The organism is Streptomyces sp. NBC_00158, assembly GCF_045160885.1.
In the GTDB taxonomy this organism is placed as follows: domain Bacteria; phylum Actinomycetota; class Actinomycetes; order Streptomycetales; family Streptomycetaceae; genus Streptomyces.
Map to the genome: position 1 here is coordinate 2692661 of NZ_CP108161.1, position 13236 is coordinate 2705896.

Below are 13236 nucleotides of genomic sequence, written 5' to 3' on the forward strand. Positions count from 1 at the left end.
CTCTTCACGCACACCGACGCGCGAGCCCCTGCCGGACCCGGTCCGGCGGGGGCTCGCGTGCGTTCCGCGCCGGTCAGCTGTCCGCCCGGCGGTACTTGCGGACGGCGAGGGTGCGGAAGACCGTGATGATCAGAGCTGACCAGATGAGCGAGGCCCAGACCGGGTGGGCCATCGGCCAGGTGTCGGACGGAGAAACGCCGGGGTTGCCGAAGAGCTGGCGAGCCGCCTGAACGGTCGCGCTGAAGGGGTTCCACTCGGCGATCGGCTGGAGCCAGCTCGCCATGTTCTCGGTCGGAACGAAGGCGTTCGAGATGAACGTGACGGGGAAGAGCCAGATCAGCCCGCCCGAGGTGGCCGCCTCCGGGGTGCGCACGGACAGGCCGATCAGGGCGCCGATCCAGGAGAAGGCGTAACCGAGCAGGAGCAGCAGGGCGAAGCCGGCGAGCACCTTGCCGAGGCTCTCGTGCGTCCGCCAGCCGACCAACAGGGCGACGATGGCGAGCACCACCATGGTCAGGGCGGTCTGCACGAGGTCGGCGAGCGTACGGCCGGTCAGAACCGCGCCGCGCGCCATGGGCAGCGAGCGGAACCGGTCGATCAGGCCCTTGTGCATGTCGTCGGCGATGCCCGCGCCCGCGCCGGCGGTGGCGAAGGTGACGGTCTGGGCGAAGATGCCGGCCATCAGGAACTCGCGGTAGGCGCTGGCGCTGGTCGAGCCGCCGATCATCATCGAGCCGCCGAAGACGTAGCTGAACAGCACGACGAACATGATCGGCTGCACCAGGCCGAACACGACCATTTCCGGAATCCTGGTCAGGCGGATCAGGTTCCTGCGGGCGATGACCAGGGAGTCCCTGACGCCCTGGGTGATGCCGCCGCCGGGGCGGGGGGCGGTGAGCCGCGTGTCCGAAGAGGTGATGGTCACTTCGCCGCCTCCTTGGGGGTCCGGCCGGGCCCCGGGGTGCCGTTCTCCTCGCGGGTCAGCTCGGCCGCGTGGCCGGTGAGGGAGATGAACACGTCGTCGAGGGTGGGCCGGCGCAGGCCGATGTCGTCGATCTCGATTCCCCGGGAGTCCAGCTCCCGGATGACCTCGGCGAGCAGCTTGGCGCCGCCGGTCACCGGGACGGTGAGCTTGCGGGTGTGCTCCTCGAAGGTGGTCTCGCCCTTGCCGAAGCCGGCGAGGACCTCGCGGGCGGTGGCGATGTGGCCGCGTTCGTGGACGACGACCTCGACGCGTTCGCCGCCGGTCCGGGCCTTGAGCTGGTCGGAGGTGCCTCGGGCGATGACCTTGCCGTGGTCGACCACGCAGATGTCGTGGGCGAGGCGGTCGGCCTCCTCCAGGTACTGGGTGGTGAGCAGGAGGGTGGTGCCGCCGGCGACGAGTTCCTCGATGACGTCCCACAGGGCCTGGCGGTTGCGCGGGTCGAGGCCGGTGGTGGGTTCGTCCATGAACATGACGGGCGGGCGGACGACGAGGGCGGCGGCGAGGTCGAGGCGCCTGCGCATGCCGCCGGAGTAGGTCTTGGCGGTGCGGTCGGCGGCGTCCGCGAGGTTGAAGCGCTCCAGGAGCTCCACTGCGCGGGCCTTGGCCGCCCTGGCGTTCATCTGGTAGAGCCGGGCGACCATCTGGAGGTTCTCGCGGCCGGTGAGGTATTCGTCCACGGCGGCGAACTGGCCGGAGAGGCCGATGGAGCGGCGGACCTCGTTGGGGTGTTTGAGTACGTCGATCCCGGCGACGACGGCGCGGCCGCTGTCGGGCTGGAGGAGGGTGGTCAGTACGCGCACGGTCGTGGTCTTGCCCGCGCCGTTCGGGCCGAGCAGGCCCAGGACGGTTCCTTCGGGGACGTCGAGGTCCACGCCGTCCAGTGCACGTACTTCGCCGAAGGTCTTGACCAGGCCTTCGGCGTATATGGCGCCTGGCATAGGGGTTCTCCCTGAGCGATGGGGCCGGTTGTTCCTGGACATTCCTAGGCAAAAGCCTAGGGGCGTCGGGCAGCGCTCGCCCGGCGCACCGGCACCGTATTGCGTCATATCGCGTCCCCGCCACGGTTTTCGCGGAGGGCTCAGCCGCAGGGCCCGGTCCGCAGGGCCCGGCCCGAGGGGTCAGTCCATGACCCGGTAGCCCGCCGCGTGCAGGGAGCGGGCGACCTCCGCGCAGTGCTGGGGCCCCTTCGTCTCCAGTTGCAGCTCCACCTCGACCTCGGTCAGCCCGAGCCGCGGGTCGGTCCGTACGTGGCTGACGTCCAGGACGTTGGCGTCCACCGTCGACAGCACCGCCAGCAGCCCGGCCAGGGCCCCCGGCCGGTCCGCGACCCGCAGCCGCAGCGACAGGTAGCGGCCCGCCGCCGCCATGCCGTGCCGCAGGATCCGCTGGAGCAGCAGCGGGTCGACGTTGCCGCCCGACAGCACGGCGACCACCGGGCCGTTCCCGTACAGCTCCGGTTCGCTCAGCAGCGCCGCCACCGTGCTGCACCCGGCCGGTTCCACGACCAGCTTGGCCCGCTCCAGGCAGAGCAGCAGGGCGCTGGACAGGGCGTCCTCGGAGACGGTCCGTACGTCGTCCAGCAGCTCCCCGATGATCGCGAAGGGGACGTCGCCGGGACGGCCGACCTTGATGCCGTCCGCCATCGTGTTCGGGTTCTCGATCGACACCGGGTGCCCGACGCGCAGCGAGGGCGGGTACGCGGCGGCGCCCGCCGCCTGCACGCCGATCACCTTCACGTCCGGGCGCAGCGCCTTGACGGCGACCGCGACGCCGGCGGCGAGCCCGCCGCCGCCGATGCCGACGAGGATGGTGCGCACCTCGGGGCACTGCTCCAGGACCTCCAGGCCCACGGTGCCCTGGCCGGCGATGATGTCGCGGTGGTCGAAGGGGTGGATGAACACGGCCCCGGTGCGGTCGGCGTGCTCCTGGGCGGCGGCGAGGGTCTCGTCGACGACCTGGCCGTGCAGGCGCACCTCGGCGCCGTACTCCTGGGTGGCGGCCACCTTCGGCAGCGGGGCGCCGACCGGCATGAACACGGTGGAGCGGACGCCGAGCAGGGAGGAGGCGAGGGCCACGCCCTGGGCGTGGTTGCCCGCGCTGGCGGCGACGACCCCGGCGGCGCGCTGTTCGGGGCGCAGGCCGGCGATGCGCACGTACGCTCCGCGGAGCTTGAAGGAGCCGGTGCGCTGGAGGTTCTCGCACTTGAAGTGGACGGGGGAGCCCGTGAGGGCCGAGAGGTGCCGGCTGCCCTCCATCGGCGTCACCCGGGACACGCCCGACAGCATCTTCTGGGCCCCCCGGACGTCGTCGAGGATGACCTGCGGGACGGGCACGGGCACGCGGTAGTTCATGCGGCCAGTCTCGCAGCCCGCGGGGGCCCCGGCTCAGGGACGGAGGCGGGCCCGGCGGGGCGCCGGGCGGGGCGTCGCGCGGGCGCACCACAAGGGGCGCATAAGGGGCACACAACCGGCGGAATCTCGCCATGCGGGACACTCCTCCAGCGGTCGTCGGCACGGGCCGTATCAGTTATCAAACGCGGCGTACGAGCCGCCGCATGGCCGCGTACTCTGTCCCCCATCCCTGTCGGCCCCACGCGAAGAGAGCCCACGGCCATGCCCTCGATCCCGGCCAGTTCCGACCTGCCCACGGCGGCCGAAGCGCCCGCCGGAGCGGGACTCCTCGACGCGCTCCAGCACCAGGTGGCGGTCTTCGCCCGCCGGGCCGAGCAGACCCGCCTGGGCGGCGTCGGCCAGGCCCGCAACTCGATGGACCGGGCCGCGTACCTGCTGCTGAACCGGCTGGACCTGGAAGGCCCGATGGGCGTGAAGGCGCTCGCGGGCGGGATGGGCATCGACTCGTCCACCGTGACCCGGCAGGTCGCCCCGCTCGTGGACGGCGGCCTGGTCAAGCGGACCTCGCACCCCGAGGACGGCCGGGCCGTGGTGCTGGCGCTGTCCCCGCGCGGACTGGCCCGGCTGGAGGAGGTCCGCTCCTCGCGGCGGGAGCTGATGGCCCGGGTGACGGAGGGCTGGGCGGAGGACGAGCGCGAGGTGTTCACCGCGCTGCTGACCCGTTTCAACGGCTCGCTGTCGGAGCTGATGTCCGCGGCCTCCGAGGGCGGCCCGGCCTCCTGACCCGGCGGCCGCCGGACCGTCGGGTCCGGCCGTTTCCGAACCGTCGGATCCGGCCGCGTCCGACCCCTTGACCGGGGTGGTGGCCCCGGCCCCACCATGTGTGCTGTGGACCGGCGTTCGGGGCGGGATGCGGAGTTCGAGGCCTTCGTCGCGGGCGCGGCGGGGCGGCTGCTGCACGTCGCCGCGCTGCTGACGGCCGAGCCCCCGGACGCGGCGCCCGCGGCCCGGCGGATCCTCGCGGGCGCGCTGGCCCGTACGTACGCGCACTGGGCGCGGCTGCGCGACGACGACCCGTACGACCGCACCCGCGCCGAGCTGTGCGCCGCGTACGCCCGCACCGCCCGCCGGCTGCCCGCGCGCGGCGGGGTCCTGGCGCCGCTGGGCCCGCTGGAGCGGCTGGTGCTGGTGATGCGGATCTACGAGGGCGTCGCGGAGGAGGTCACGGCCGCGCAGCTGGGGCTGCCGCCGGAGCGGGTCGAGGCGGTCTGCAACCGGGCGGTGGCCGCCATGCGGGCCGCTGCCGCGCAGTCCCCGGCGGAGGCGGCATGAGCCCCCTCGACCGGAAGGAGACGCAGGTCAGGCAGCTGCTCGACGGCCCGCACCCGGCGGTCCCGGCCGATCTCGCGGCGGCGGCCCGGACGCACGGCAGGCGGCTGCTGCGCCGCCGGCGCGCGCTGCGCCGGTTCGGCTGGGCGGTGCTGTGGGCGGCGGCGGTGGCCTTCACGGTGTGGGCGGCGATGACCCGGCCGTGGGCGGTCCCGCCGAGCGACGTGTCGCCGCCCCTGGAGGGCTGGTAGCGCTCCGGGGGCGGCGGCGTACGTCCTAGCCGAGGGCCTGGACGAGGTCCGCGACGAGGTCGTCGGCGTTCTCGATGCCGACGGAGACGCGGATCAGGTCGGCGGGGACCTCCAGGGCCGAGCCGGCCACCGAGGCGTGGGTCATCCTGCCCGGGTGCTCGATGAGGGACTCGACGCCGCCGAGGGACTCGGCCAGCGTGAAGATCCTGGTGCGGCCGCAGACCGCGACGGCCTCCTCCTCGCCGCCGGCGACCTGGAAGGAGACCATGCCGCCGAAGTTGCGCATCTGCTTGGCGGCGATCTCGTGGCCCGGGTGCTCGGGCAGGCCCGGGTAGAGGACCTTGGTGACCTTCGGGTGACGCTTGAGCGCCTCCACGACCTTCGCCGCGTTCTCGGCGTGCCGGTCCATGCGCACGGCCAGCGTCTTGATGCCGCGCAGCACGACCCAGGAGTCGAAGGGGCCTGCGACCGCGCCCATCGCGTTCTGGTGGTAGGCCAGCTCCTCGCCGAGGGCCTCGTCGGCCGTGACCAGGGCGCCGCCGACGACGTCGGAGTGGCCGCCCATGTACTTGGTCAGCGAGTGCACGACCACGTCGGCGCCGAGCGCCAGCGGCTGCTGGAGGTAGGGGGAGGCGAAGGTGTTGTCGACGACCAGCTTCGCGCCGGCCTCGCGCGCGATCTGGGCGATCATCGCGATGTCGGTGATGCCCAGCAGCGGGTTCGAGGGGGTCTCGACCCAGATGACCTTGGTCTTCGGGGTGAGGGCCGCGCGCACCGAGTCCGCGTCGGAGGTGTCGGCCACCGACCACTCCACGCCCCAGCGGGAGACGACCTTCGCGAACAGGCGGAACGTGCCGCCGTACGCGTCGTTGGGGATGACCACGTGGTCGCCCGGGGAGAGCAGCGTACGCAGCAGGCAGTCCTCGGCGGCGAGCCCGGACGCGAAGGCGAGGCCGCGGCGGCCGCCCTCCAGCGCCGCGAGGTTCTCCTCCAGCGCGGTACGGGTCGGGTTGGCGCTGCGGCTGTACTCGTAGCCGCCGCGCAGTCCGCCCACGCCGTCCTGCTTGTAGGTGGACACCTGGTAGATGGGCGGCACGACCGCGCCGGTCTGCGGGTCCGCCGTGTTGCCCGCGTGGATCGCGCGGGTCTCGAAGCTCTGGTGCTCGTGGCTGTCGTCGCTCATGAGGCAGATGCTATGCCCCGTCAGCGCCGCGGTCCTCTCCTGGCCTGACCGCACGCTGACCTGCACCCGCTCGCCATTCGGCCGCCCGGTCTGGTTCGCTTGGCGGTATGCAGATTTTCTGGGTCCTGATGGGGCTGGCCCTGGCCGCCGCCATGATCTTCTCGTTCAAGCGGGCCAGGCGGGGCGGTCTGACGCTGGTCTCGCCGGGCAGCCCCGACGCCGCCGACCCGGCGGACTACGGTTTCGCGCGCGAGGAGGAACTGGACGTCCGGGTGCCCGGACCCGACCACGACCTGATGGACGCTCTGGAGAACGTCCAGCGCACCGGCCACTGGCGGGCCGCGTCCGCCCTGCTCGCCGGCACCCCGAAGGACGGCGAACGGCGCTGGCAGCGCGTGCAGGCCTTCGGCGGCGCGGCGGCCCTGGAGCTGTCGCAGCGCCCCGGCGAGGGCGCGCAGTGGCTGAAGGCCTGGCGGCTGGAGGCGGAGAAGGACGCGGGCGGCGCCCAGGTCCACGCGGAGCTGCTGGTGCAGCAGGCCTGGCGGTCCTCGGGCGGGGTGGGCTCGCAGGACCACCGGATCATGCTGGAGGAGGCCCGTGACGCCTGCCGCAAGGCCTCGCTGCTGGCACCCGGCGACCCGGTGCCGGTCATCACGGAGCTGGCGATCGCGCGGGGGCTGGGGTACTCGGAGGCGGAGTTCGACGCGCTGTGGGCCCGGGTGATCGACGTGGCGCCCGCCCACATGGGCGCGCACCTGGCCGCCCTGCACTACTGGTGCGAGAAGTGGCACGGCTCCCGGGAGAAGGCCGACGCGTTCGCGCAGACGGCCGCGGCCCGCGCCCCGCAGGGCTCGCTGCTGGCGGCGCTGCCGCTGTTCTCCCTGTACGAGAACATGCCCGACACGGTCCTGGTCAGCGACTTCGGCAGGACCGCGGTCGTCTCGCGGGCCCTGGAGGGCGCCCTGTACGCGGTGCACCAGGCGCGTGCGGACGATCCGGTGCTGGCGCACGTACGGCACCTGCTGCTGTGGTTCCTGGTCGGCGCGGGCCGCTGGGCGGAGGCCATGGAGCAGGTCCGGCACGTCGACGGGTACGTGGGCGCCCTGCCGTGGTCGGCCACGGACGGGCCGGCCGCCGCGTACGCGGTGGCCCGGGCGATGGCGGTGGCCGGCTACGAGGCCAACGGCGGTTCCCCGGCGACGCTGCCGCACTGACGGCCGCCGGTCCGCGAGGGGCGGCGGGGGTCCGCGAGGGTGCGTGCGGCGGGCGCCCCCGGCCCCCCTCGCTCCGGATATCGGTACCCCCGCTCCCGGTATGTCGGCGCCGGGTCATAAGGTGCGCGTAAACATTGCACCATGTGCGCGTCAAAAGCCGCACCATCCCGTGGGGGGACCCCAACCATATGGGCGCTTCGCTGCGCGCTCTGCGCGCCCTCGTCCTGCTCGCCGGCTTCTACCTGCTGAGCGTCTTCCTGCTCGCCCTCCTCGGGCTCGCCGACTGGGCCGCCGTCTCCTGGCTCAACGGGGCCGTGGGCGGCAAGATCGTCATCGGTACGGTGGTCCTCGCCATCCCGATCATCCGCGGCATGTTCATGCTCCGCACGCCCAAGGCCGACCCCATGCCCGGCGTCCGCGTCACCGAGGCGCAGGAGCCCGCCCTGTGGCAGGCCGTGCGCGAGATCGCCGCCGAGGTCGGCACCCGCGCCCCCGACGAGATCGTGCTGATCGACGAGGTCAACGCGGCCGTCTCCGAGGACTCCCGGCTGCTCGGCCTGGTCTCCGGCACCCGCCGCCTCTACCTGGGCCTGCCCCTGATGACGGGCATGGACGAGATGCAGCTGCGCGCCGTCCTCGCCCACGAGATGGGCCACTACGCCAACTTCGACACCCGCCTCACCCCGCTGATCGCCCGCGGCCGCGCCCAGCTCGTGCGCACCATCCGGCACTTCCACGACCGCGCGGACAACACCGAGGCCAAGGAGCGCGCCAAGCAGGAGAAGCGCGCCGAGAAGCGGATCGCCAAGGGCAAGAAGGCCAAGGAGATCGACACCGACGGCGCGGGCTTCTCGTACCGCGCCATGGCCGCGATCTACACCGGCTACGCCCACTTCTACATGCGGGCCACCCTCTCCTCCTCGCGCCGCCAGGAGCTGGCCGCCGACCTCGCCTCCGTCCGCATCGCCGGCCGCGACTCCGCCGCCTCCGCGCTGCGCCAGCTGAACGCCCTCGACTCGGCGCACGGCTTCTACATGAGCTCGTACGCCACCCTCGGCGTCGGCGCCGGCCTGCTGCCGCGCCCCGGCCAGGTCTTCGGCGGACTGCGGCACCTGCTCGACGCCCGCCCCGGCGAGCTGGAGAAGATGCGCCACGACCTGTCCACCGAGCCCGCCTCCCCGTACGACTCCCACCCCGCGCTCGCCGAGCGCGTGGCCCGCATCGAGGCCCTGCCCGACGACGGCCGCGCCGGCCAGAGCGCCCGCCCGGCGCTGGAGCTGCTCTCCTCCCCGCAGGAGGCGCTGGCCGCGCTGGAGCAGGTCGTCCTCACCCCCGAGGCGCTCGCGCTCACCCGCGTGGACTGGGACGAGCTCGTCCACCGGTCGATGACCACCTACGTCGGCCGGGGCGCGGAGGACGTCCGCGAGGCCCTCACCGCCGAGGGCGCCGGCCCCGGCCTGGGCGACCTGCTCGACGCGATCGACGCCGACCCGGCGGTGCGCTGGCGGATCGCCGACCGCTTCCCGAAGTCCGACGAGGCGCAGGCCGCGACCGGCCGCACCGCCCGCGAGTTCGCCCGCCCGGTCGTCCGGCGGGCCCTCGGCCAGCTGGTCACCGTCGAGCTGCTGGCCCGCGGCGCCGCCCGCTGGGAGCTGTCCTGGTCGGACTCGGCCTCCCTGTCCTACCCCGTTCCCGGTTTCGAGGACGAGCTCGGCCCCGCGCTGGACGCGGCCGTCGCCGACCTGCCCGACACCGAACTCCTGCGGAAGCTGGTGCTCGCCCCGTGACCGTCGTGCTCGTCGTCATCGGCGCCCTGCTGCTGGCCGTCGCCTGCTGGGTGCTGCGCGGGACGTACTACATCCGCAAGGCCAAGCGCCTGGAGGCCGAGATCGGCGTCCTGGACGCGCAGGCCGAGGCCGGGAAGGCCGAAGCCGAGGACCGCAAGGCTGCGGCCGCCGTCGCGCAGGGCTTCGTCTCGGAGGCCGACCTCGACACCGGGAACCCGGCGCCGGTCCCGGCCGGGCGGACCGCCGTCCTGGAGGCCGTCCGCTCGGGCGACTGGGAGGCGGCCGCCGCGTACCTCGACGCCGCCGGGCAGGACTGGCAGGAGCGGCTGGAGCGGGTGCGCCCGCTGGCCGAGGCGGCCGCCGAGGACGACGCCTGGCTGCTGGCCTGGCGCGCGGCCAGGCCCGGGGACGCCACGGCGGCCCTGGTCAACGCCGACACCAGCGTGATGGTCGCCTGGAACGTGCGCGGCAGCCAGTCCGGCCGCAGCACCACCCAGGAGCAGTTCCGGATCTTCCACCAGCTGCTGGGCAAGGCCCGGGCCGACGCGCACGAGGCGCAGGAGCTGGCCGACCCCGCCGACCCCTCCCCGTACGTCGTCGAGCAGGCCATCGCCATGGGCCTGGGCTACTCGCACGAGCAGTACCGGGAGCTGTGGGGGAAGATCACCGAACGCGCCCCGCGGGTGCTGTGGTCCCACGTCGCGGGCCTGCAGTACTGGTGCGCGAAGTGGCAGGGCTCGCACGAGCTGGCCATGGAGTACGCCCGCGCGTCGGCGGCCGCCGGGAAGCCGGGCGACCTGCTGACCCTGCTGCCGCTGATGGCGTACTTCGAGCAGGAGACGTACGAGGACGACCTGCTGCCGGAGACGTACTACAAGGAGCCGGAGATCGTCGCCGCGACCGACGCGGCCCTCGCGGACCTGGCCGCCGCCGGCAACGCGCACCCCGGGACCCCGCGGATGCGGCACATGCTGGCCTACCTGCTGTTCTGGCAGGACCGGGACGCGGAGGCGGTCGAGCAGTTCCGGCACGTGGACGGGTACATCGGCGCCGTGCCGTGGACGTACGCCGCAGAGCCCAGGCGGCGCTACCTGTACGCCCGCGACTGGGCGGTGGACGTGAGCACGCCGGACGAGTAGGTCCGGGCGCGGCAGACCGGGGCGGGCGGGGAGGGAATCCCCGCCCGCCCCGATCCGTTGTCCCTCCCACAAGGAGGGAATCCATGTTCTCGTACCGCCGCACGCCCGAGCTCCCCACCCGCGAGGAGGCCCTCAAGGGCCGCGCCGAAGCACCGTTCCCGGTGCCCGAGCGCCACACGGTCCTCGGCAACCCGCTGTCCGGCCCCTACCCGGAGGGCCTGGAGGTCGCCGACTTCGGCCTGGGCTGCTTCTGGGGCGCCGAGCGCAAGTTCTGGCAGACCCCCGGAGTGTGGACCACCCTGGCCGGCTACCAGGGCGGCTACACCGAAAACCCGCTGTACGAGGAGGTGTGCTCCGGCCAGACCGGCCACACCGAGGTGGTCCGCGTGGTCTTCGACCCGGCGCAGGTCTCCTACCAGACCCTCCTGAAGCTCTTCTGGGAGTCCCACGACCCCACCCAGGGCTTCCGCCAGGGCAACGACGTAGGCACCCAGTACCGCTCGGCCGTCTACACCCACTCCCCCGCCCACCAGGCGGCCGCCGAAGCCTCCCGCGACGCCTACCAGCGCGTCCTGACGGCCTCGGGCCACGGCACCATCACCACCGCCGTCCTCCCGGCCGAAGACCGCCCCTTCTGGCCGGCGGAGCCGTACCACCAGCAGTACCTCGACAAGAACCCCGGCGGCTACTGCGGCATCGGCGGCACGGGCGTCTCCTGCCCGATCGGCGTGGCGGCGGCGGAATAGCGCAGCGGCGCGGCGGCCGCGGGCCCGGCCCCGGCCGGTGCGCGGCCCGCGGACGCCCCACGGGCGGCCGCGGGCCCGGCTGCCGCGTCAGATCGTCGACGCGTCGATGACGAAGCGGTAGCGGACGTCGCTGGACAGGACGCGTTCGTAGGCCTCGTTGACGTCCTCCGCGCGGATCACCTCGATGTCCGCGCCCAGGCCGTGCTCCGCGCAGAAGTCCAGCATCTCCTGCGTCTCGGCGATGCCGCCGATCATCGACCCGGCGAGGGTCTTGTTGCCGCCGATCACGGAGAACAGGTTCAGCTCCACCGGCTCCTCCGGGGCGCCCACGTTCACCAGCGCACCGCCGACCCGCAGCAGCGACAGGTACCGGTCCAGGCCCAGCGGCGCGGAGACCGTCGAGAGGATCAGGTCGAAGCGTCCCTTCAGCTCCTCGAAGGTGGCCGCGTCGCTCGTCGCGTAGTAGTGCGTGGCGCCCAGCCGCAGACCGTCGTCCTTCTTGCGCAGCGACTGCGACAGGACGGTCACCTCGGCACCGAGCGCGGCGGCGAGCTTCACGCCCATGTGGCCCAGTCCGCCGAGGCCGACCACCGCGACCTTCTTGCCCGGGCCCGCCTGCCAGTGCCTGAGCGGCGAGTACAGGGTGATGCCCGCGCACAGCAGCGGCGCGGCCGCGTCGAGGGAGAGGCCCTCGGGGATGCGGACGGCGTAGTTCTCGTCGACGACGAGGTGCGTGGAGTAACCGCCGTACGTGGGGTCGCCGTTGCGGTCGAGGGCGTTGTACGTGCCCGTCATGCCCCGCACGCAGTGCTGTTCCTGCCCGGCCAGGCAGTACTCGCACTCGCGGCAGGAGTCGACCATGCAGCCGACGCCGATCCGGTCGCCGACCGCGAACCGCGTGACGCCCGCGCCGACTTCGGCGACGACACCGGCGATCTCGTGGCCGGGGACCATCGGGAAGATGCCCTCGCCCCAGCCGTCGCGGGCCTGGTGGATGTCGGAGTGGCAGATGCCGGCGAACTTGACCTCGATCAGTACGTCGTGCTCGCCGACCGGGCGGCGCGGGACCGTGGTGCGCTCCAGCGGGGCCTTGGGGGCGGGGGCGGCGTAGGCGGCTGCCTGGGTGACGGACATGGGGTGCTCTCCTCGGACGAGGACGCCTGGGGGGCCGTACCGCGCGGTGCTGCGGGCGGGCCGTGGCGTCCGTTCTTCGACGTCACCCACCTTGCCCCCTCCCGCGCCGCCCACCCAGACCCCTGCGGAGCCTATGACCGCTGGACCTACCCCTGACGGGGTCAGGCTGAGCCCGGCGCCGGCCGCGCGGGCCGGGGATACTTGCGGTATGGACCAGCTTGATCAACGAGCCGAACTCGGGGACTTCCTGCGCAGCTGCCGCGCCCGCCTGCGGCCCGCCGACGTGGGCCTGCCCGACCACGGGCGCCGTCGCCGGGTCCCGGGCCTGCGCCGCGAGGAGCTGGCCCAGCTCGCCGGGGTCTCCGTGGCGTACTACACGCGCCTGGAACAGGGCCACGGCCAGAACGTGTCGGCGGAGGTCCTGGACGCCATCGCACGGGCACTGCGCCTCGGCGCCGCCGAGTCGGCGCACCTGAACCACCTGGCCAGCCCCCGCACCCGCCGCTCCGGCGGCCGCACGGCCCGCCCCCAGCAGGTCCGCCCGGAGCTGCGCGCGCTGCTGGCGGCGATGGACGGCGTACCGGCGTACCTGGTGGGGCGGCGGCAGGACGTGATCGCCTGGAACCCGCTCGCCGCGGCCGTCTTCGGGGACTTCGGGGCACTGCCGGCGGCGGAGCGCAACCTGGTGCGGCTGGTGTTCCTGGACCCGGCGACGGCCGAGCTGTACGCGGACTGGGAGTGCCGGGCCTGCGAGGTGGTCAGCAACCTGCGCCTGTACGCGGGCCAGCACCCCGACGACGAGCGGCTGTCGGCGCTGGTCGGGGAACTGTCGGTGAAGAACGAGGAGTTCCGGCGGCTGTGGGCCGCGCACACCGTGGCCGACAAGACGCACGGCGTGAAGCGGCTGCGGCACCCCATCGTCGGGCAGCTGGACCTGGCCTTCGAGACGCTGACGCTGCCCGACGACCCGGCACAGTGCCTGGTGACCTTCCACGCCGAGCCCGGCTCGCCCTCGGCGGACGCCCTGCGGCTGCTGTCGTCCTGGACGGCCCCGCCGGTGGCCCCGCCGTCCGCGCCGCAGCGGGCCGCCGAGGAACCCGCGTAGGGGCGGAGGGGC

Annotated in this window: 13 protein-coding genes; 8 read left to right on the forward strand and 5 right to left on the reverse strand. The window is 73.7% G+C overall.

Going from position 1 to position 13236, the window contains the following annotated elements:
* Nucleotides 1-73: 73 nt before the first annotated feature.
* The 3 genes from OG553_RS12140 to ilvA all read right to left on the reverse strand — a co-directional run bounded on the left by OG553_RS12140 (nt 74) and on the right by ilvA (nt 3336).
* Nucleotides 74-925: an ABC transporter permease gene (locus tag OG553_RS12140; RefSeq protein ID WP_405979007.1), complete on the reverse strand. Its 852-nt coding sequence runs from the start codon at nt 923-925 to the stop codon at nt 74-76.
* Entirely contained in the window at nt 922-1923 is a 1002-nt protein-coding gene (locus OG553_RS12145; RefSeq protein WP_405979008.1) for an ATP-binding cassette domain-containing protein, read from the reverse strand. The genes OG553_RS12140 and OG553_RS12145 overlap by 4 nt, the downstream gene beginning before the upstream one ends.
* Nucleotides 1924-2103: 180 nt before the next feature.
* Nucleotides 2104-3336: a threonine ammonia-lyase gene (gene ilvA, locus OG553_RS12150; RefSeq protein ID WP_405979009.1), complete on the reverse strand. Its 1233-nt coding sequence runs from the start codon at nt 3334-3336 to the stop codon at nt 2104-2106.
* A 261-nt stretch (nt 3337-3597) separates the two neighbouring features.
* On the opposite strand from ilvA, the gene OG553_RS12155 reads away from it, so the two are divergent.
* From OG553_RS12155 to OG553_RS12165, 3 genes are all read left to right on the forward strand, one after another.
* Nucleotides 3598-4119: a MarR family winged helix-turn-helix transcriptional regulator gene (locus OG553_RS12155; protein ID WP_405979010.1), complete on the forward strand. Its 522-nt coding sequence runs from the start codon at nt 3598-3600 to the stop codon at nt 4117-4119.
* Nucleotides 4120-4215: 96 nt separating this feature from the next.
* Nucleotides 4216-4668, forward strand: coding sequence for an RNA polymerase (locus OG553_RS12160; RefSeq protein WP_405979011.1), 453 nt, complete (start codon nt 4216-4218; stop codon nt 4666-4668).
* Nucleotides 4665-4916 carry a hypothetical protein gene (locus OG553_RS12165; RefSeq protein ID WP_405979012.1) on the forward strand — a complete coding sequence of 84 codons (252 nt, stop codon included), beginning with the start codon at nt 4665-4667 and terminating at the stop codon, nt 4914-4916. Before OG553_RS12160 ends, OG553_RS12165 begins: the two co-directional genes overlap by 4 nt.
* 25 nt (nt 4917-4941) lie before the next feature.
* On the opposite strand, the gene OG553_RS12170 is transcribed toward OG553_RS12165, so the two are convergent.
* Nucleotides 4942-6099 (reverse strand): cystathionine gamma-synthase, encoded by a 1158-nt coding sequence (locus OG553_RS12170; protein ID WP_405979013.1) that lies wholly within the window; start codon nt 6097-6099, stop codon nt 4942-4944.
* A 107-nt stretch (nt 6100-6206) separates the two neighbouring features.
* On the opposite strand from OG553_RS12170, the gene OG553_RS12175 reads away from it, so the two are divergent.
* The 4 genes from OG553_RS12175 to msrA all read left to right on the forward strand — a co-directional run bounded on the left by OG553_RS12175 (nt 6207) and on the right by msrA (nt 10985).
* Entirely contained in the window at nt 6207-7313 is a 1107-nt protein-coding gene (locus OG553_RS12175; protein ID WP_405979014.1) for a hypothetical protein, read from the forward strand.
* Between the two features lie 188 nt (nt 7314-7501).
* Nucleotides 7502-9100 (forward strand): M48 family metalloprotease, encoded by a 1599-nt coding sequence (locus OG553_RS12180; RefSeq protein ID WP_405979015.1) that lies wholly within the window; start codon nt 7502-7504, stop codon nt 9098-9100.
* Nucleotides 9097-10239 (forward strand): hypothetical protein, encoded by a 1143-nt coding sequence (locus OG553_RS12185; protein WP_405979016.1) that lies wholly within the window; start codon nt 9097-9099, stop codon nt 10237-10239. The genes OG553_RS12180 and OG553_RS12185 overlap by 4 nt, the downstream gene beginning before the upstream one ends.
* An 83-nt stretch (nt 10240-10322) precedes the next feature.
* Complete coding sequence (gene msrA / locus OG553_RS12190) at nt 10323-10985, forward strand: peptide-methionine (S)-S-oxide reductase MsrA (RefSeq protein ID WP_405979017.1); 663 nt, start codon at nt 10323-10325, stop codon at nt 10983-10985.
* Between the two features lie 87 nt (nt 10986-11072).
* Here msrA and OG553_RS12195 read toward each other — a convergent pair whose 3' ends face one another.
* Nucleotides 11073-12119, reverse strand: a complete 1047-nt coding sequence (locus OG553_RS12195) for an NAD(P)-dependent alcohol dehydrogenase (protein WP_405979018.1) — start codon at nt 12117-12119, stop codon at nt 11073-11075.
* 208 nt (nt 12120-12327) lie between these two features.
* Here OG553_RS12195 and OG553_RS12200 point away from each other — a divergent pair, with 208 nt between their 5' ends.
* On the forward strand, nt 12328-13224 hold the full coding sequence (locus tag OG553_RS12200; RefSeq protein ID WP_405979019.1) for a helix-turn-helix domain-containing protein: 897 nt from the start codon (nt 12328-12330) through the stop codon (nt 13222-13224).
* Nucleotides 13225-13236 lie beyond the last annotated feature (12 nt).